The organism is Nostocoides veronense (assembly GCF_039531185.1).
Taxonomy (GTDB): Bacteria; Actinomycetota; Actinomycetes; order Actinomycetales; family Dermatophilaceae; genus Nostocoides_A; species Nostocoides_A veronense.
In genome coordinates, this window is the sequence record NZ_BAAAPO010000040.1 from 1 (window position 1) to 18,042 (window position 18,042).

Here is an 18,042-nt window from a genome sequence, read left to right on the forward strand (position 1 = left end):
CCCTGACACCATCACCCGCGTCTCGCCGTCACGGCACCAACATCGAAAACGTCATCGGTGGATCCGGGATAAGGCACCCGCTCGCCGTCGCCGCTGCGGCTCAGCCGCCCCCCGTCGACCTCGAGGCCCTGGGTGCGAGCCGACCCAGAGCGGGCTTGGCGAATATCGAGCAGGAAGCCCTGGCCATCACCGAGTTCGACCATCTGCGCGATCGACGCCGGCCTGCGCCGGGCCCAGGACACACCCGTGCGCAAGGTGGCAGCCGCTCCGGATGCGCTGTCGCGGAGAGAGATTCGTTGCACGATCGAGGCCAGCTCCGTGAGTGAGACCTGAGCACCGCATGAGCCGTAGACATCGTGACGGCCGACGTCGAGGGTGAAGACACGGCCGCTTCGGGCTCGGCCTCCGAGGGGTCCATGGCGCAACAGCAGACCGGAACGCAGGGTCATCGAACCCGTCAGCGGCGAGCCGGTCGCCCGGAGAAAGAAGTCGCGGCCCGCGCGTCGCGAAGCGTTCAGTTCCAGCTCCTGGCGGCCGGCCTGCACGACCGCGCTGCACACGGGCGCCGGGAGGGCGCTTGCGTCGGGCACGGTCACGCGCACGCTTTCGCCGGTGACAAAGGTTCGGATCGCCCTCAAGGCAGCGTCCTTCCGTATTCGTCGCGCACGATCGCGGCGACCGACGCGGGTCCGCCGACAACGGTCCCTCGGACCTCTTGGAGCCGTTCGAGGCCATCGGCGATGACGGCGGGGAGCCGACGCCCGCTCGTCAGCAGCAGCGGTTCGTGGCGTGCTCCGGCTAGGGCTGCGCCAAGGATGGCGTCGGGGAAGACTTCGCCGGAGGCCAGGTAGCTGCCCGTCAGGGCGCCAGTACCGAATCGGGCGGCCACCTCGGCCGACACGTCATAGCGATCGTCACCGCTGACGCGTGTCACGCTCGCGCCGGTCGCCCGCAGTGCGTCGAGGACCGCCCCGGAGACGGTCCGCGGCCCGCCGACGACGGTGATTGTGCGGGGTGCGAGCCGGCTGACTTCCGTGGCCACCACGGCTGGCAGTTCGTCACCTCGGGTCAGCAGCAGCGGGCTGGCGGGCGCGGTCTTGGTCGCCCCGGCGGCGAGCGGGGCCGCCGACAAGGCATCGGGGAAGACCTCGCCGGAGGCAACGAAAACTTCTCGTGAGCCGTCGGGGAAGGCGCCCTTGCTGAGGGCTGCTGCCACGGCATACCGATCGGGTCCGGTGATCCGGGTCACCGGACCCGGGGTGTATGCCGACAGCCGCGCCTGGAGCGCCGGGGAGACCGACGCAGGGCCACCGAGAATGACAATCTGCTTGGGGCGCAATCGATTCAGAGCGCGATCAACCGTCGCGGGGATCTCGTCCGGGTGGACGAGGAGGATCGGCGCGTGCCCCTTGGCGGCCACCGGGACGCCGGTCAGTGCGTCGGGGAAGTTATCGCCACGAGCGACATAGGCGGTGCGCGTCCCCGGGGGCGAAAGTGTCGGCAATCGCGGCGGACACGGCATATCGGTCGCTCCCCTCCACCCGCGATGTGGCGTTCGGGGCGCAGGTGAAGAGTTGGATGTTGTCGACATCCCAGCGCGCCGGGATGCCGGTGGTGCGGGTGTGCGAGAACCATGGGGTGAGCCAGCCGTCCTCGTCGTCCACGGCTGAGGTGATATCCGCGACGCGACCCGACCAGCCGCTGGACGGCGGAACGCTGAGCCGGAAGGAGTTCACGGCCATGATGCCGTGCCCGGATCGGAAGGATCCGCGCGAAGCGAACGCGAGATAGGTCGCGCCGCTGGCTCGGCGCGGGGTGAGGAACAAGTAGTCCTCCGGATCGTCGGCTGCGCCGCTGATCGACGATGAGGCAGCGCGCGCGCCCTCGGGCGCCGACGTCCCGATGCTGACCCATCCGTTGGCGAATCCTGGCTCGGGGATGCCGGATTCGAAGCCCTCGCGGTCGATGGTCGCGGTGCGGGACGCGCCCTCGGGGCAGGGTGCTTCACCGGAAGGGTCGGCGGCAAAGGGCGCCACCGGCTCAGCACTGGCGGGGGCGGTGGCGACCCCAAAACCCAGTGTCGAGACGATGACCACCAGCGCCCTGCGCTGTCCTCGCACGTAAAACCCCCGTTTGATCAGGCCGGACCGTCCCGACCCTTCCCAACCTAGGGCACCGGGTGGCCGCCATCCACGACCCCGGCGCGGCGAGTGTGACCGCGGGCGCGGGCTAGACTCATCCGTGGCGCCGCTTTATAGCGGCGCCCCGCAACCGCGAGGGGAAGCCGGTCGAAGTCCGGCGCTGACCCGCAACCGTAGGCCGCCTGGTGGCGGCGAGCCGGACCACCTCGTCGATCGCGGTCGTCCTGTCCACCGCCGAGGTATGCGGTACGCAGGGCCTGGCAGCGGCCCGGCTCGACGTAACGCGAAGGAGCCGGAGAGCCCGTGCAGCGCCTGCCTGTCACCGTCGCCGCGTCGGCTTCCTCCCTGGCCTGCGCTCTCGCGGTCGTCGGCGGCCTGCCGGTCGCGGGGGCGACCCGTGCCTGGGCTGCCACGTCCACCTCAACAGCCACCGGGTCCGGACCGACGCCGACCATCGGGGTCGGCGGTGACGGCGCAGACTTCCTCGTCCGGCAACTGGCCGCGGGCGACGGTCTCCTGGACTACCCCGGCACCGACCAGCCCGACCTCGGCGTGACCGCCGACGCGGTGCTCGGTCTGCTCACGGTGCGGTCCGGGCCGACCCAGGCGGTGGCGTCGGTTGTGGCGGTCGAAGCCCGGCTCGGTGACTATCTCGGGCCGAGCTTCGGCGCCACGGAGCTGTATGCCGGACCGGTCGCCAAGGTGGCCCTCCTCGCGGAATCCGCCGGCCGAGACGCACGCTCGTTCGGGGGGCGCGATCTCGTCGCCGACCTGCAGGGGCTCGAAGCCGCCGATGGGCGGTTCGCGGACCGCACGGCATATGGCGACACCTCGAACACTTTCACCCAAGCTCTAGCCATCATCGCCCTGCACCGCATCGGCGAGAAGCCCTCGGCGTCGGCTGTGGATTTCCTTCTGGCACAACAATGCTCAGACGGTGGCCTGCGTATGACGCCCGGCTCGGAGCCGTGCACCAGCGACCCCGACGCGGCCTCGCTCGGGGCGGTCGCCCTGCTCGCAGACGGCTCCCACGGCGAAGCAGCAGATCGGGCTCTGACCTATCTGACCGCGCGTCAGCAGCCGGATGGCGGGCTGGGCGGCGGGATCGGCGCGACCGGGGTGAATACGAACTCCACCGGCCTGGCGGGCATGGCGTTCAAGGTCGCCGGACGAGACGCACCGCTGCGTCTGGCCCGGGATTACCTCGCGTCCGTCCAACTCGGCTGCGATGCCCCGATGAGTGTGCGCGGCGCCATCGCCTACGACCGGTCCGCATACGACGCCCTGGTCGCGGCCGGCGCGAGCGCCACGGCCAGCGACCAGGAGCGGCGCGCGACCGCGCAGGGGATGCTCGCCTTCGGTGACGACAGCCTGCTGGATGCCGACATCACGCAGGCCGCCGAACCGTTGAGTACGTGTGACCCCGCCCCCACCCAGCCGCCGCCCACCACCGGCGGCAGCACAACGTGGTCGACCGGTCCGGGCTCGACCAGCACCACCTCGTCGACGTCCCCGAGCACGACCAGCACGAGCACGCCGGTGACGACCACTCCTAGCTCGACGGGGACCGGCACGTCCACAACCAGCAGCACGTCCGCGACGAGCAGCCCCGCACCGAGCCCATCGAGTACTCGGTCGGCGAGCAGCCAGCCGATGGGGCCGACCTCGACGCGCGGGCCCGCGCCGACCCCGACGACGACCGAGTCAGCCACGCAGTCCGCGAGCGACACCGCGTCCGTCCCCGCGACGGCCAGCACCACAACACCCGCCACGGCCGCCGCTCAGCCCGCCGCCGCGCAGCGCAGCAACACACCTGCCTTGCTCGGCGCCGCGGGTCTCGCCCTCCTGGGTGCGGCCATTGGTGCCCTCATCCTGCGACGAGAACGGAAGAACCCATGACCCGAGCCATTCCCACCCGATTCATGGCGGCATCCACGGCGGCCGCTGCGATCGGCTTCGGCTTGTCCGCCGGGGCCGGCGCGTCGGCGGGCAGCGATGCCTCCCTGGCGCGACCGGCGGCATGCCCACGCGCTAGTGGAGTGACCGTGGTCGTGGACTTTGGTGCGACGGAACGCATTTCGTGTGCCCCTGGCGACCCGACATCGGGCTTGGCGGCGCTCAAGGGTGCGGGCTTCACGGTCGCGATGGTGCAGCGTTTCCCCGGTGCCGTGTGCCGGATCAACAACCGGCCGAGCCCGACGGTTGAGGCCTGTGTCGTGATGCCGCCCGCCACGAAGTACTGGTCCTACTGGCATGCCCCGCGCGGCGGCAAGTGGACTTATTCGACGTCCGGATCGGGCAGCTACAACCCCAAGCCGGGCACGGTCGAGGGCTGGGCGTTTGGCGCGGGCAAGCCGCCGACAGTGGCGCCGCCGAGATGATCCGACACGCAATCGCCCTCGCGCTCGGCGTGGGCGCCTTTGTCGCTGCCCCTGCCGCCCAAGCCGCCACCTGCACTTCCGCCGACGGCGTGAGTGTCATCGTCGACTTCGGCGGCTCGGTCCAAAGCGGTTGCGCCAGTGGCGATCCCGCGACCGCATGGGCCGCCCTCGAGGCGGCCGGATTCCGACTGGAGGGCACGCAGCGCTTTCCGGGCAGCTTCGTATGCCGTGTCAACGGCTTCCCCGCCCCCGCGGACGAAGCCTGCGTTCAGACGCCGCCTGCCTCGGCATACTGGGCCATCTGGACGGCCTCAGCGGGGGGTAGCTGGAGCTACAGCAACTCCGGCGCCGCCAGCCTGAATCCGGCGCCAGGCCAGGCGATCGGCCTGGCCTTCGGCGCCGGTCGGAAGCCGGGGGTGGCGCCACCGAGCCCCCCCACCACCACGAGCTCCTCAAGCTCCTCAAGCTCGTCGACATCCTCTGCACCGAACAGTTCCTCGACAACACGCCCGCCGGCCAGCACTTCAACGTCGACCGCCGCGCCGACCCCGCCGGCCCTAACGCACTCCCCCACCTCACGCACCACGACGAGCACGTCCACCACGCGCACCACCACGGGGAACCCACCGACCGAGACCACCACCTCGAACGCGCCCGCGCCCGGCGCGAGCGACGGGACCAGCAACCCGGAGCAGGCGAGCAACGGCATACCCGCGTCCACGGGCTCGACACCCGCGGCCGCGATCCTCGCCGGCGGTGGAGCAATCGGGCTTCTCTTTGTCGGGGGTGCGCTGCTGGCGCGCCGGCAGCGGGACCGAGCCCGGCAGTAGTGGTCCGGCACCTGCACCCCGCGGCCTGGTGGATCTGGGCGCTCGCCCTCGCCGCTAGCGCGAGCCTGACGACGAATCCCGTTCTGCTGGCTGGGCATATCGCCGTTCTGACCTTTGTGGTCATGTCGCGCCGCGATGGGTCGCCGTGGGGGCGCGCATTCCGGCTGTATGCAGTCCTCGGCGCCGTCATCGTCTTGACCCGCGTGATCCTGCACTTGGCCGTCGGCCTGAAGTTTGGTCAGCATCGGCTCTTCCCCCTGCCTACGCTCGACCTGCCCTCATGGGCGGCAGGCATCCAACTCGGCGGAACCGTCTACCTCGAAGGCCTGCTGGCGGCGGCTCTCGAAGGCGCCCGGCTCGGCACGATGATCCTCGCCATCGGCGCCGCGAACGCGCTCGCCAGCCCCAAGCGACTACTCAAGGTCTTCCCCGCCGCCTTGCACGAGATCGGCGCGGCGCTCGTCGTCGCCGTGACGGTTGCTCCACAACTGGCGGAAAGTGTGCAGCGGGTCGCTCGGGCGCGGGCGCTGCGCGGCGAAACATCCCTGCGGCTCAGAGCATTTCGAGGGATTGCTATGCCCGTCCTGCAGGACACGCTGGACCGATCGATGGCGCTCGCTGCTGCGATGGACGGGCGCGGGTATGGCCGCCGGACCGCCAGCGCAAGTCGGCTCACGTCAGGGCTCACGCTGCTTGGCCTACTCGGTGCCTGCGTCGGCCTCTATGGCCTCCTCGACAGCACAAGTCCGGCAGCGTTCGGGGTCCCTGTGCTCGCCATCGGCGCTGCCCTGTGCATCGCGGGAATCTGGGCGGGTGGCCGCGCCGTGCCGCGGACGATCTACCGGCGCGACCCGTGGTCCGGCGCCGAATGGCTCACGGTGAGCTGCGGCCTGACAGCGCTCGCCGCGTCTATCGTCTCGCTGCGCACCTCCCCCGGCGCGCTGGCTATGCCGCTGCAGCCGCTGGGCATGCCGAGCTTGCCGATCCCGGTGATCCTCGGACTCATCGCCGCAGCGGCGCCCGCACTCGCTACCCCGGTTCCCCCGCTGACCAGCCAGCGCCCCGAACGCGTGCAGGCGGTGGTGGCGTGACGGCATACGAATCCCTCGGCGCCGCAGTGCGTTTCAGCAATGTCTCGGTGCACTATCCCGAGTCTGCAACCCCTGCACTGACCGACGTGAACCTAGAGATCGATGAGGGTGAACTCGTCCTCGTGATCGGCCGCACCGGTTCTGGCAAGTCGACCCTGCTCGGCACGATCAACGGGCATGTCCCGCACTTCACGGGCGGCCGCCTCTCCGGGCGCGTCGAGGTCATGGGTCGCGACATCGCCACCCACCGCCCACGCGACCTGGCGGATGTCGTCGGCGTCGTCGGCCAGGATCCGCTGGCCGGCTTCGTCACCGACACCGTCGAGGAAGAGCTTGCCTATGGCATGGAGCAACTCGCGCTCCCGCCCGCGACAATGCGCAAGCGGGTCGAGGAAACCCTCGATCTGCTCGGGATCGCCGACCTGCGCGCCGCGCCCCTGCGGGACCTGTCCGGCGGGCAACAACAGCGGGTCGCTATCGGCTCAGTCCTCACCACGCATCCTCGCCTGCTCGTTCTCGACGAACCCACCTCGGCGCTGGATCCGACTGGGGCAGAAGAGGTTTTGGCGACGCTGACCCGCCTGGTGCACGACCTGGGTGTCACCGTCGTCATCGCCGAGCACCGCCTGGAGCGCGTGGTGCAGTATGCCGATCGCCTCGTCGAGGTCGCCGACGGCCGAGTCCGCCACGGCTCTCCCGCCGAGATCCTCGCGGACAGCGCCATCGCGCCCCCCATCATCGAGCTCGGCCGGTATGCCGGGTGGTCGCCCCTGCCGGTCACCATCCGCGACGCCCGGCGCGCCGCGGCCCCCTTGCGTCGCGAGCTGGCGGGCGCGTTTCCCACGGTCGCGGAGGTGGCTCCCCCACCTGACGCACCGGCGTCACCAGCCCCGGGGGTGACGGCGCGCGGCCTGCGCGTCGACCATGGTCGAGTTCGGGCCGTCGCGGATGTCGACCTGGCCGTCGCGGCAGGCAGCGTGACCGCTCTCATGGGACGCAATGGCGCTGGCAAGTCGTCCTTGCTGTGGGCTCTGCACGGCACTGGTGCGAGAACATCAGGCAGGGTCCACCTCGCCGATGGCACGGATCCCGCATCGCTGAAACCACCGCAGCGCCGCAGCCGTGTCGGCTTGGTCCCCCAGTCAGCTACCGACCTGCTCTACCTCGATTCCGTTGGCGCAGAATGCGATCAGGCCGACCAGGAGTCAGGGCAGCCACCCGGCACCTGCTCCGCGCTGCTCGCGGACTTGGCACCCGGCATACCCCACCAGCGGCATCCGCGCGACCTCTCCGAGGGGCAGAAGCTGGCCCTCGTGCTCGCCGTACAACTCACCGCGCGACCCGAGGTGGTCCTGCTCGACGAGCCAACGCGCGGACTGGACTATCCCGCGAAGGACCGGCTCGCCGCCACGCTGCGTCGGCTGGCTCGCGACGGACATACGGTCGTCGTCTCAACCCATGACGTGGAGTTCGTCGCGATCGTGGCGGACGAGGTCATCGTCATGGCCGAGGGCGAAATCGTCGCCCACGGCCCGAGCGCGGACGTCATCGCCTCCTCCCCCGCCTTCGCGCCTCAGGTAGCCAAGGTGCTCGCACCCGTGAGGCTGTTGACCGTTGACCAGGTGCGGGCGGCCCTGCCGCGGAACGCCATATGACACCCACTCCCCACCCTGCCACCGCGGCGATTCGTCTGCGCCCCAAGGCAACCGCCGCCATCGTTCTCGTGTCGCTTGCTGGTCTGATCGCCTTCGGGTGGCCCCTGATCGTCGATCCCGGTTCCGGCATCGCGCACGGCGGTGACGCGCCCTTCGTCTTTGCGCTCCTCCTGCCTCTGCTCCTCGCGGTGGTGCTTGCCGAGATCTCCGAGGGCGGATTGGACGTCAAGGCGGTTGCGCTTCTCGGGGTGTTGTCCGCGGTGGGCGCCGTTCTGCGACCCTTGGGCGCGGGAAGCGCGGGGGTCGAACTCGTCTTCTTTCTGCTGGTCCTGGCCGGCCGGGTTTTCGGTCCCGGATTCGGCTTTGTCCTCGGCGCCACAACACTTTTCGCGTCCGCGCTCATCACCGGCGGCGTCGGCCCCTGGCTGCCCTATCAAATGCTTGGTGCCGCCTGGGTGGGCCTGGGCGCCGGCCTGCTGCCTCGTGCGCGCGGGCGGGTCGAGATCGCCCTGCTCGCGGCCTATGGCGCGGTGGCGGGGCTGGCATACGGCTGGCTCCTCAACTTCTCCTTCTGGCCGTTCGCCATCGGCTCGGGCACCGGTCTGTCGTTCGTCCCCGGCGCCCCCGCACTTGAGAATCTGCATCGCTTCGCGCTCTTCTCACTCGCGACCAGCCTCGGCTGGGATCTCGGGCGCGCGCTCACCAATGCCGTGCTCATCGCGGTCACCGGCACCGCCGTGCTCGGTGCACTGCGACGCGTGGCTCGGCGTGCGGCCTTCGACGCGACCGCGCAGTTCACCCCTGCGCAGGACCAGGCGCCACCCCCGATGGTAGAAACAGCCCCATGACGTCCCCCGACACCCAGAGCCAGGAGTCCTGGCTGAGCCAGGAAGAACTCACCACCGTGCGGGGGCGGATGCCGATCCTGTATGTCGATGCGATCCCCGTCCGCGTCGATGGCGGCGGTAGCGTGACCGCGATCGGTCTGCTGCTGCGCGCGTCCGACGGCGGACGCATCCAGCGTGAACTTGTTTCGGGCAGAGTGCTTTTCCACGAGCGTATCCGCGATGCCATCCTGCGCCATGTCGAGAAGGATCTAGGCCCCGTGGCGTTGCCGCAGGTCCCGCCGAGCCCGCTGCCGTTCACGGTCGCGGAATACTTTCCAACACCCGGTGTGACCGCCTTTCACGACCCCCGCCAGCACGCGGTCTCGCTCGCCTTCATCGTGCCGGTCGCCGGCGACTGTGCTCCGCAGCGCGACGCCCTCGACCTTGCGTGGCTGACCCCGGATGAAGTGCTCGACCCGGCGGTCCTCGCCGAGATGGACGGCGGGCATGGCGTCCTACTTCGTCAAGCCCTCGCCCACCTCGGTCACGCCATCTAAGACACCCCACGAAGTTCTCCCGCGCCGTGCGGGGTGCCTCAGAAGTCGTAGTCGACGCTGACAGGCGAGTGGTCGCTCATACGAACCCCATCGACCTCACGGTCCACCCACGCCCGGGTCGCCGTCCGGGCCAGGCCGGGCGACGCGAAGTGGTAGTCGATCCGCCAGCCGGAGTCCACGGCATATGACGTGCCCATCCACGACCACCAGGTGTACGGCCCGGGCTGGTCCGGGTGCAGCCGACGGACCACATCGACCAACCGGCGCGGCGAGAGCAGATCCTCGAGCCACGCCCGCTCCTGCGGCAGGAATCCAACCGCCTGCTTGGAGCGGCGCCAGGCCGCGACATCTAGTTCCCGGTGCGCGACATTGAAGTCGCCCATCACGATGAACTCCCGACCATTGGCCGCCGCGGCGCGACGCGAGCGATCGAGGTGGCGGCTCAGCCCGGCGGCGAAGCTCATTTTGTTCGCGTATGCCGCGCCGCCATCCGGCGCCTCGCGCATCCGGCCTGGCTTTTGCAGGTGCGCGGGCAGGCCGCCCTTGGGAACGTAGACGGAGGCGACGGTCAGCGGCCGATCCGCAAGGTCGACCTCGAGATAGCGGCCCTGGTCGGCAAAGGGGCGCAACTCGCGGGCGACGGGCACGGCATACCCATCGGGCAACAGGGTCCGCACCGCCGCCGGAGGCTCGCGGGTGAGGACGGAAACCCCGTTGCGGCCGGCGCGGGCCCCGGCATCATAGGCCGCGTGGTAGCCCCCGAAAGCGTCCTGGGGAAGATCCGCCTCCGGGCAGCGAACCTCTTGCAGCGCAACGACATCCGGATTCGTCACGCACAGCCAGGTGCCGAACCCGCGGCGCTGCGCGGCCCGGATCCCGTTGACATTGACACTCGCGATCCGCACCGCGCGATCCTATGCGGGGCGCGGTCGGGTCAAGAGTTGAACTCGTCGCGGGTGCGGGACATATCCCGCAGGTCGAGCGCGGCGGCCGCCTCCAAAGTGGGAGCGGTGCCGCCGAGGCGAGCCGGCAGGTAACGCAGGTCGTCGCCGGTCAGCACGGGGTATGCCGCCTGCTGCCGCGCGAGTTGCTCCTGCATCGCCGCGCGCAATCGTTCGCTGGCTTCGTCGACATTGCTGCCCTTGGGCACCGGGATCGGCTCGCCGACCTCGATGAAGATCGGGATGTGGCTGCGCCCGCGATTCTTCGGCACATCCTTGCTCCACACGCGCTGGGCACCCCACAAGGTGGTCGGCAGCAGCGGCACGCGGGCATCGCGGGCCATCCGCGCGGCCCCCGACTTGAAGGGCTTCAACTCGAAGGAGCGCGACATGGTCGCCTCGGGGAAGACGCCGACAATCTCCCCGGACTTCAGCGCCTGCAGCGCCTCGCGGTAGGACGCGGCGCCAGCCTGGCGGTCGACCGGGATGTGCTGCATGGAGCGCATCAGCGGCCCGGCGATCTTGTGCTCGAAGATCGACTGTTTGGCCATGAAGCGGACATAGCGCTTCGACGGCTGCGCCGCGAGCCCGGCGTAGGTGAAGTCGAAATAGCTCAGATGGTTGATCGCCATGACGGCCCCACCCGTGCGGGGCACATTGTCGGCACCGACGATCGTGAACTTCAGGCCCTGCGCGCGAAAGACCGTCCTGGCTAGCGCAATCACTGGTGCATACACCCGCTCCATGGTCATCAGGCTAGGGGACGGGCGGCGCGGAAGGGCGACCAGGAGGGGCTGTCGGTGCTGGAATCTAAGGTGACTCTCGTGAGCCTCCATCTGCACCGCGCGACGCGGACCGACCTCCTCGCTGAGGGGTTGGCCGGCGTGCTCGCGGTGCCCGCAGGCGATCCGTTCGCGCAGGAGTTGGTGGTCGTTCCGGCCAAGGGCGTCGAGCGTTGGCTGACGCAGCGCCTCAGCCACCGACTGGGCGCCATCTCGGGCGACGATGGCGTGTGCGCGGGCGTGCGATTCCTCTCCCCCAACTCGCTCGTCACGCTCTTGTTGGGGACCGATCGTGATGATCCGTGGTTGCCCGAGCAGCTCGTCTGGCCGCTCTTGGCGACGATCGACGAATCGCTGGACCTGCCGTGGGCGTCCCAACTCGCCGCCCATCTAGGTCACGGCGACGACAGTGTCGAGGGCCGGCTCCGGGCCGGGCGCCGCTATTCGGTGGCGCGCCGGATCGCCGGGCTCTTTCATGCGTATGCCGTGCAGCGCCCTGCCCTGCTGCTCCAGTGGTCCGCCGGCGGGGAGTGGACCGATGGCGCGGGTGGCGCCCTGGATGAGGATCTGGCGTGGCAGCCGCACTTATGGCGTTCGCTCACGGCCAGGGTGCCGGCGGCGACCCCGCCGGTGCGGCATCAGTCCACCGTGGCGGCGCTGCGGCGCGGCGACGCGGACCTGGACCTGCCCGCTCGGCTCTCGCTCTTCGGGCACACGCGCCTCGCACGCACCGAAGTAGAACTTCTCGGAGCGCTCGCCACACATCGCGAGGTGCATCTGTGGCTGCCGCATCCATCGCCGACCTTGTGGCATTCCTTGGCGGCCGTCACCGGTGGCGGGCCGGTCGCGAGGGCTGGGGACCGGTCTGTCTTGAGCGTGCGACATCCACTGCTTGCCTCGCTCGGACGTGATGTGCGCGAGGTGCAGCGCCAGTTGGCGCTCGCGGCGCCGTGGCAGGACGAGAGCGTCGCGAGTGATGACGCATCGAAGCCGGCATCGTGGTTGCACTGGCTGCAAGCCGATCTCATCGCAGACCGGGACCCGAGCCGGGCCGAGGCGGCTGGTCGCGGGATCAGCGCTGCGGATCGATCGATTCAGGTGCATGCGTGCCATGGCGCGGCCCGTCAGGTCGAGATCCTGCGCGAGGTGCTGCTCGGGCTCTTGGAGGACGACCCCACCCTCGAGCCGCGCGACATCGTGATCATGTGCCCCGATATCGACACCTATGCCCCATTGATCCATGCCACCTTCGGATTGGCCGATCTGCGCTTCGATGGGCCGGCCCATCCAGGACACGGCCTGCGAGTCCAACTGGCCGACCGGTCGCGAATCTTCACCAATCCGCTCTTGGCGATCGCCGCGCGGCTCGTCGAATTGGTCACCGGTCGGCTTACCGCCAGTGAAGTTCTGGACCTGGCCGCCACCGAGCCGGTGCGCCGCCGCTTCGCCTTCGACGACGATGCGATCGATCGGCTTGCCCAATGGATCGATCAGGCCAATATCCGCTGGGGACTCGACGGGCGGCACCGCGGGGACTTCTCGCTCGCGGACCTTCAGGACAACACCTGGCGGCTAGGCCTGGATCGCCTGCTGCTCGGCGTCACCCGCGCGGAGGAGCCGCACCGCCGCTATGAGCAGATGTTGCCGCTCGATGATGTCGATAGTGCGAGCATCGACCTGGCGGGCCGCGTCGCGGAGTTCGTCGATCGAATCGCCGCCCTGCGCGAAGCCTGCCTCGATGCATCGACCGCTGCCGGGTGGCTCGCTGCCCTGAGCGAGGGCATCGACGCACTGACGGAGACTCCGTTGGCCGACATCTGGCAGAAGGCGGAGCTCGATCGCGAGTTCGCGGCCGTGAGCGAGGCGGGTCATGGCGCGATCCCGCTCTCGCACAGCGACATTCGGACCCTGCTCAGCAGCCGGTTGGAGTCGCGGGCAACGCGCGCCAACTTCCGAACCGGCAGCCTGACCGTGTGCACGATGACGCCGATGCGATCGGTGCCGCATCGCGTGGTCGCCCTCATTGGTCTGGACGACGGGAGCTTCCCGCGGACCAACAGCCCTGATGGCGATGATGTGCTGGCGCGTTCCCCGCAGACCGGTGAGCGGGACTATCGCAGCGAGGACCGCCAACTCTTGCTCGATGCGATCCTCGCCGCCACCGACACCCTGGTCCTGACCTATACCGGCGCCGATCCGCATACCGGCGCCAGCCGACCGCCATCGGTGCCCCTCGGCGAGGTCATCGACGCGGCCCGGCGCACGGCCGGCCTGGATGTCGGAGCTGGCAGCCCGGTGCGCCGGCATCGCTTGCAGCCCTTCGACCCCGACAATCTCACCCCCGATCCGGTCACGGCAGCGCCCTTCAGTTTCGATCCCCACGCTCCAGACAGCGCTGCAGCCCTCGAGCGCAGTCGTCGAGAGCAGTCCACCTCGACAGATAACGGCCAGGGACGACGGGATAACGGCTTGGTCTTGCCGGGTTTGCTGCCGGCTCGGACCGCTGACGACCTCACGCTCGCCGACCTGACAGCCTTCTTCACCAACCCCACGCGCGGCTTCCTACACCACCGCCTTGATATCGCCTCCCCCTTCGAGGAGGAGATGCGCCCCGACAGCCTGCCGATCGAACTCGACAGCCTGCAGTCATGGGCCGTGGGCGAACGCCTGGTCGGCGACTTGCTCGCGGGCAAGACCACGGCAGAGGCCGGATTGGCGGAATCACAGCGCGGCACCTTGCCGCCCGCAGCCCTTGGACGAATCGTCCTGTCCCGGATTGGACCGATTGCCGGCACGATTGCCAATGCCACCGAGCGCCTCCTCGGCGAGTCGAACCCGCAGTCACGATCGATCGAGATCGATGTCGACCTCGGCGACGGCCGCCGGCTCGGGGGGATCGTGCCCGGAGTGTTCGGCACCAATTTCGTCGTGACGTCATATTCCAATCTCTCGGCCAAGCACCGCTTGGAAGCGTGGTTAGCACTGCTCGCCCTCAGCGCTGGGGCAGCAGGGCAGCCAACCGGCGATCACTGGACGGCGCATGTCGTCGCCAAGTGGGGCAAGGGGTCCAAGGTCGTCTCCTCGCGGACCATCGCCGCCGACCTCGCCCGAACATTCCTGCGTGACCTCGTCGACCTGCGCGACCTGGGCCTGCGCCAGCCGCTCGCCTTCGCGCCCAAAACGTCTTTTGCGTATGCCGAGACCCTGGCCCGCCGCCGCGTCGATGCCACGGCCATGACGGCAGCAGTCAATCAATGGATGGACCGTTCGGACAACAACGATGCGTCCATCGCCCTGCTCTACGGCCCGCACCCCGACCTGGACATCTGGCTCGATCCGCCGCTTGCTGAGCGGTGGCATGATCCGCAGGGCCTCAACCCCGGGCCAACCCGCTTCGCGCACACGGCGATGCGCGTCTGGGAGCCAGCACTCCACTCCGGGCTGGGCGCATGACGGCCTCCCGCGATTTCGAGATCAGCGCCGACATGCCCGCGGGCACAACCATCCTCGAGGCGAGCGCGGGCACGGGCAAGACCTGGGCCATCGCGGCCCTCGTCGCGCGCTTCGTGGCCGAAGGCACGCCGCTGGAGGAATTGCTCGTCGTCACCTTCGGCCGTGCGGCGACGCAGGAGTTGCGCGAGCGCGTCCGCGAGCGGTTGAGCCGCAGCGAGCGCTACCTCCAGGCACTCCTGGACGGCCGCGAGCCCGAGGTGGAGCCGGACACGCTGGAACGCACCTTGTCCGGGGAGGCGAGCGGGGCGGCATACGACCGCCCGGAATTGCAGGAGCGACACCGGAGGGTTCGGGAGGCCCTGGGCGCCTTCGACGACGCGACGATCGCGACAATCCACCAGTTCTGCCATGCCGTCTTGCGTGATCTCGGCACGGCGGGCGACACCGATCCCGGCACCACCCTGGTCGAGGACCTCTCGGACCTGCTCGCCGAGGTCGTCGACGATCTCTACCTCGCGCGCTACGCCCGCGCCGACAGCGCTCCCTTCGCGTATGCCGACGCCCGCGCCATCGCGGCCGCGGTCGTCGGCGACCCGGCCGCCACCATCGGCCCGATCGACGCCGATCCCCGCAGCGTGGATGCCGAGCGGGTGGCCTTCGGGACGGCCGTGCGATCCGAACTCGCCCTGCGCAAGCGGCGCCTGGGCGTCCTCTCGTATGACGACCTGCTGCGTGAACTCGCCGCCGCCTTGGAGAGCCCGGACGCCCCCGCCCGCGCCCGGCTGCGCTCGCGGTGGTCCGTCGTGCTCGTCGATGAGTTCCAGGACACCGATCCGGTGCAATGGGATGTTTTCGAGCGCGCCTTCCACGGACATGGCCGGCTCATCCTGATCGGCGACCCAAAGCAGGCGATCTATGCCTTTCGCGGTGGCGATATCAACACCTATCTCCGCGCCCGACGCGTCGCCGACCACCATCGGACGCTGGCGACCAACCGGCGCTCGGACGCCGGGCTCGTCAGCGCGCTCAGCGCTTGCCTGGCCGGGATGACCCTCGGCGCACCGGAGGTCGAGGTCGTGCCCGTCACGGCGAGTCACTCCACCGCACGCCTGGCCGGTCTGCCGGAGGCAGCGCCATGGCGGCTTCGGCTGGGCACGCGAGCGGACTTCCTCGGCGACGATCTAGAACCCGCCGGGAGCCCACCCACCGTGAAGGTTGGCATTGCCCGGCCGATCGTTGCCGCGGACTGCGCGGCAGATATCGCGCGGGTTCTGGCTAGCGGGGCAACCTTTGCTGGCCGAGCGCTGGTCCCCGGTGACATCGCGGTCCTGTGTCCGACCGGCGTCCAGCTTCGCGCGGTCCAGAGCGCGCTGCGGGCCGCTGGCATCCCTGCTGTCATGGCCACCGACGAGTCGGTCCTCGCGTCCCCGGCCGCCCGGTGGTGGCTGCAGGTGCTCGAGGCCATGGAGTCTCCCAACCGGTCGCGTCGCGTGCGCACCGCGGCGTTGACACCTTTCGTGGGCGAATCGATTGCCTCCCTCGACGCCCGCGGCGACGATGCCACCGACGAGCACGCCGCTCGGATGCGTCGCTGGGCCGAGCAGTTCGCGCTGCGCGGCATCCCGGCAGTGCTCGCCGCCTCGGAGGCGACGGGTTTGGATGCGCGCCTCCTCGCGCAGCCGGGCGGCGAGCGCCTGCGCACCGACGTGCACCACCTCGCCGAGCTGCTCCACGAGGAGGTTCTGCGGGACCAGCTCGGACTCAATGCGACCACGACCTGGCTGCGCACGCAGTTGGTCCAAGAGACCGGTCGAGCTCGGACCCAACGCAGCCGTCGGCTCGAAAGCGACGCTGCCGCAGTGCAACTCGCAACCATCCACGGCAGCAAGGGCTTGCAGTTCCCAATCGTCTATGCGCCCTTCCTGATGGATCGCCATGTCGATACGACCAAGCCTTTCCAGCGCTATCACGACCCGCAGGGCCGACGCACTCTCGACGTGGCGACCGAGCCAAGCGCTCAGGTGAGCGAGAGCGCCCGCGTCGAGGACGACGGTGAGAGCTTGCGCCTGTTGTATGTCGCCCTCACTCGCGCCCAATCCCAATTGGTGACCTGGTGGGCGCCGATGACCAACACCGCATCCTCGACGCTCCACCGCGCCCTCTTCGGCCGCTCCCCAGGGGGCGTCGGCGAACCGGAAAGCTTCATACCCATCCCCAGCGATCGCCTCGCCAGGGATTCGCTATTGGCGTGGCAGGCGGCCGGCGGCCCGCGGGTGGAGCCGATGACGAGCCCAGAAACCCCGCCCCGACCATCCCCGGCCGGCAACACTCGACGACTTCGCGCGCGTGCCTTCACCCGCGAGATCGATCTGGAGTGGCGGCGCACCTCCTATAGCGCGCTCACCAAAGCTGCTGAGGCCGACGCCGGCCTGGCGCCGACAACCGAGCCCGAAGTGCCTGTCAAGGACGACGAAGCCCCAGCCGCCGAGATCGTCGCGGCCCTGCCGGCGGCGCTCAGCGCCGATGAACTCGCCGCCCAGCAGGTGCCCTCCCCGATGGCGAACCTGCCGGTCGGGGCGACCTTCGGTTCCCTGGTGCATGCCGTGCTCGAAGAGGCTGATCCGGGCGCCGCCGACCTGCGGGCCGAACTCCTCGCCCGCATCCGGGAGCAGATCGTCCGCTGGCCGGTCGAGGTGTCCCAGGCCGACCTCGCCGATGCCCTGCTGGCCGTATGCCGTAGCCCCCTCGGCCCGCTCGCCCCCGGCATCACCCTCGCCGAGATCGGGCGTGCGGATCGTCTGTGCGAGTTGGAGTTTGAGCTGCCTCTTGTTGGCGGAGATCGTCGGACCGAGGCAGTCGACATCACCCTGGGCGAACTCGCACCGCTGCTCTTGGCGCACCTTGCGGAGGGCGACCCGCTCGTACCCTTTGCCCACGCGTTATCGGCGCCCGAGTTGGGCGGCCAGGTACTGCGCGGTTATCTCACCGGATCGGTCGATGTCGTCTTGCGGGTCGATGGCCGCTATCTCGTCGTCGACTACAAAACCAACTGGCTCGGCCCGCCGGACGCCGATTTGAGCGCGGCTGACTACTCTCCGCGGGCGCTCACTGCAGCGATGCAGCACAGCTCCTACCCCTTGCAGGCGCTGCTGTATGCCGTTGTCCTGCACCGCTTCTTGCGTTGGCGGCTGCCCGGGTACTCCCCCGAGCAACATTTCGGCGGCGTCCTGTACCTCTATCTGCGGGGTATGTGCGGACCGGACACCCCGATCATCGACGGCCAGCCCGCCGGTGTGTTCTCGTGGCGACCGCCGGTCGCCCTAGTCCTGGCCATCTCCGATCTCCTCGACGGGAGCCTGCCATGACCCGCACCGCCACCGGACT

Annotated in this window: 14 protein-coding genes; 8 read left to right on the forward strand and 6 right to left on the reverse strand. The window is 69.7% G+C overall.

Translation table 11 applies throughout. The features are described 5' to 3' along the window. Positions 1-11: 11 nt before the first annotated feature. Genes ABD225_RS12705 through ABD225_RS12715 form a run of 3 tightly spaced genes read right to left on the reverse strand, consistent with a single transcriptional unit; the run spans position 12 to position 2,120 of the window. A complete protein-coding gene (locus ABD225_RS12705; RefSeq protein WP_344085895.1) occupies positions 12-638 on the reverse strand; it encodes a hypothetical protein in 627 nt (208 codons plus the stop codon). Next, a complete protein-coding gene (locus tag ABD225_RS12710; protein ID WP_344085898.1) occupies positions 635-1,522 on the reverse strand; it encodes a cell wall-binding repeat-containing protein in 888 nt (295 codons plus the stop codon). Before ABD225_RS12710 ends, ABD225_RS12705 begins: the two co-directional genes overlap by 4 nt. Next, the gene (locus tag ABD225_RS12715; protein WP_344085900.1) at positions 1,449-2,120 is read right to left on the reverse strand and encodes a hypothetical protein; all 672 of its coding nucleotides are present in this window, start codon (positions 2,118-2,120) and stop codon (positions 1,449-1,451) included. Before ABD225_RS12715 ends, ABD225_RS12710 begins: the two co-directional genes overlap by 74 nt. A 324-nt stretch (positions 2,121-2,444) precedes the next feature. On the opposite strand from ABD225_RS12715, the gene ABD225_RS12720 reads away from it, so the two are divergent. Together ABD225_RS12720 and ABD225_RS12725 are read left to right on the forward strand one after the other, a co-directional pair. After that, positions 2,445-4,040 carry a prenyltransferase/squalene oxidase repeat-containing protein gene (locus tag ABD225_RS12720; RefSeq protein WP_344085903.1) on the forward strand — a complete coding sequence of 532 codons (1,596 nt, stop codon included), beginning with the start codon at positions 2,445-2,447 and terminating at the stop codon, positions 4,038-4,040. Beyond that, positions 4,037-4,522: a hypothetical protein gene (locus ABD225_RS12725; RefSeq protein ID WP_344085906.1), complete on the forward strand. Its 486-nt coding sequence runs from the start codon at positions 4,037-4,039 to the stop codon at positions 4,520-4,522. The genes ABD225_RS12720 and ABD225_RS12725 overlap by 4 nt, the downstream gene beginning before the upstream one ends. Before the next feature lie 331 nt (positions 4,523-4,853). Here ABD225_RS12725 and ABD225_RS12730 read toward each other — a convergent pair whose 3' ends face one another. Further along, positions 4,854-5,231 (reverse strand): hypothetical protein, encoded by a 378-nt coding sequence (locus ABD225_RS12730; protein ID WP_344085908.1) that lies wholly within the window; start codon positions 5,229-5,231, stop codon positions 4,854-4,856. Positions 5,232-5,351: 120 nt separating this feature from the next. On the opposite strand from ABD225_RS12730, the gene ABD225_RS12735 reads away from it, so the two are divergent. The 4 genes from ABD225_RS12735 to ABD225_RS12750 are packed head-to-tail and all read left to right on the forward strand — an operon-like array spanning position 5,352 to position 9,482. Next, positions 5,352-6,443, forward strand: coding sequence for a CbiQ family ECF transporter T component (locus tag ABD225_RS12735; protein WP_344085911.1), 1,092 nt, complete (start codon positions 5,352-5,354; stop codon positions 6,441-6,443). After that, entirely contained in the window at positions 6,440-8,098 is a 1,659-nt protein-coding gene (locus ABD225_RS12740; RefSeq protein ID WP_344085913.1) for an ABC transporter ATP-binding protein, read from the forward strand. The genes ABD225_RS12735 and ABD225_RS12740 overlap by 4 nt, the downstream gene beginning before the upstream one ends. Then, entirely contained in the window at positions 8,095-8,946 is an 852-nt protein-coding gene (locus tag ABD225_RS12745; RefSeq protein ID WP_344085916.1) for an ECF transporter S component family protein, read from the forward strand. Before ABD225_RS12740 ends, ABD225_RS12745 begins: the two co-directional genes overlap by 4 nt. Beyond that, positions 8,943-9,482 (forward strand): NUDIX hydrolase family protein, encoded by a 540-nt coding sequence (locus ABD225_RS12750; protein WP_344085919.1) that lies wholly within the window; start codon positions 8,943-8,945, stop codon positions 9,480-9,482. The genes ABD225_RS12745 and ABD225_RS12750 overlap by 4 nt, the downstream gene beginning before the upstream one ends. Positions 9,483-9,520: 38 nt before the next feature. Here ABD225_RS12750 and ABD225_RS12755 read toward each other — a convergent pair whose 3' ends face one another. Beyond that, entirely contained in the window at positions 9,521-10,387 is an 867-nt protein-coding gene (locus ABD225_RS12755; protein WP_344085922.1) for an exodeoxyribonuclease III, read from the reverse strand. Between the two features lie 29 nt (positions 10,388-10,416). Continuing rightward, positions 10,417-11,169 (reverse strand): lysophospholipid acyltransferase family protein, encoded by a 753-nt coding sequence (locus tag ABD225_RS12760; protein ID WP_344085985.1) that lies wholly within the window; start codon positions 11,167-11,169, stop codon positions 10,417-10,419. 78 nt (positions 11,170-11,247) lie between these two features. Between ABD225_RS12760 and recC the strand changes: the two genes are divergently transcribed. Continuing rightward, positions 11,248-14,658: an exodeoxyribonuclease V subunit gamma gene (gene recC, locus ABD225_RS12765; RefSeq protein WP_344085925.1), complete on the forward strand. Its 3,411-nt coding sequence runs from the start codon at positions 11,248-11,250 to the stop codon at positions 14,656-14,658. Further along, entirely contained in the window at positions 14,655-18,023 is a 3,369-nt protein-coding gene (locus tag ABD225_RS12770; protein WP_344085928.1) for a UvrD-helicase domain-containing protein, read from the forward strand. The genes recC and ABD225_RS12770 overlap by 4 nt, the downstream gene beginning before the upstream one ends. The last annotated feature ends 19 nt before the right edge of the window (positions 18,024-18,042 follow it).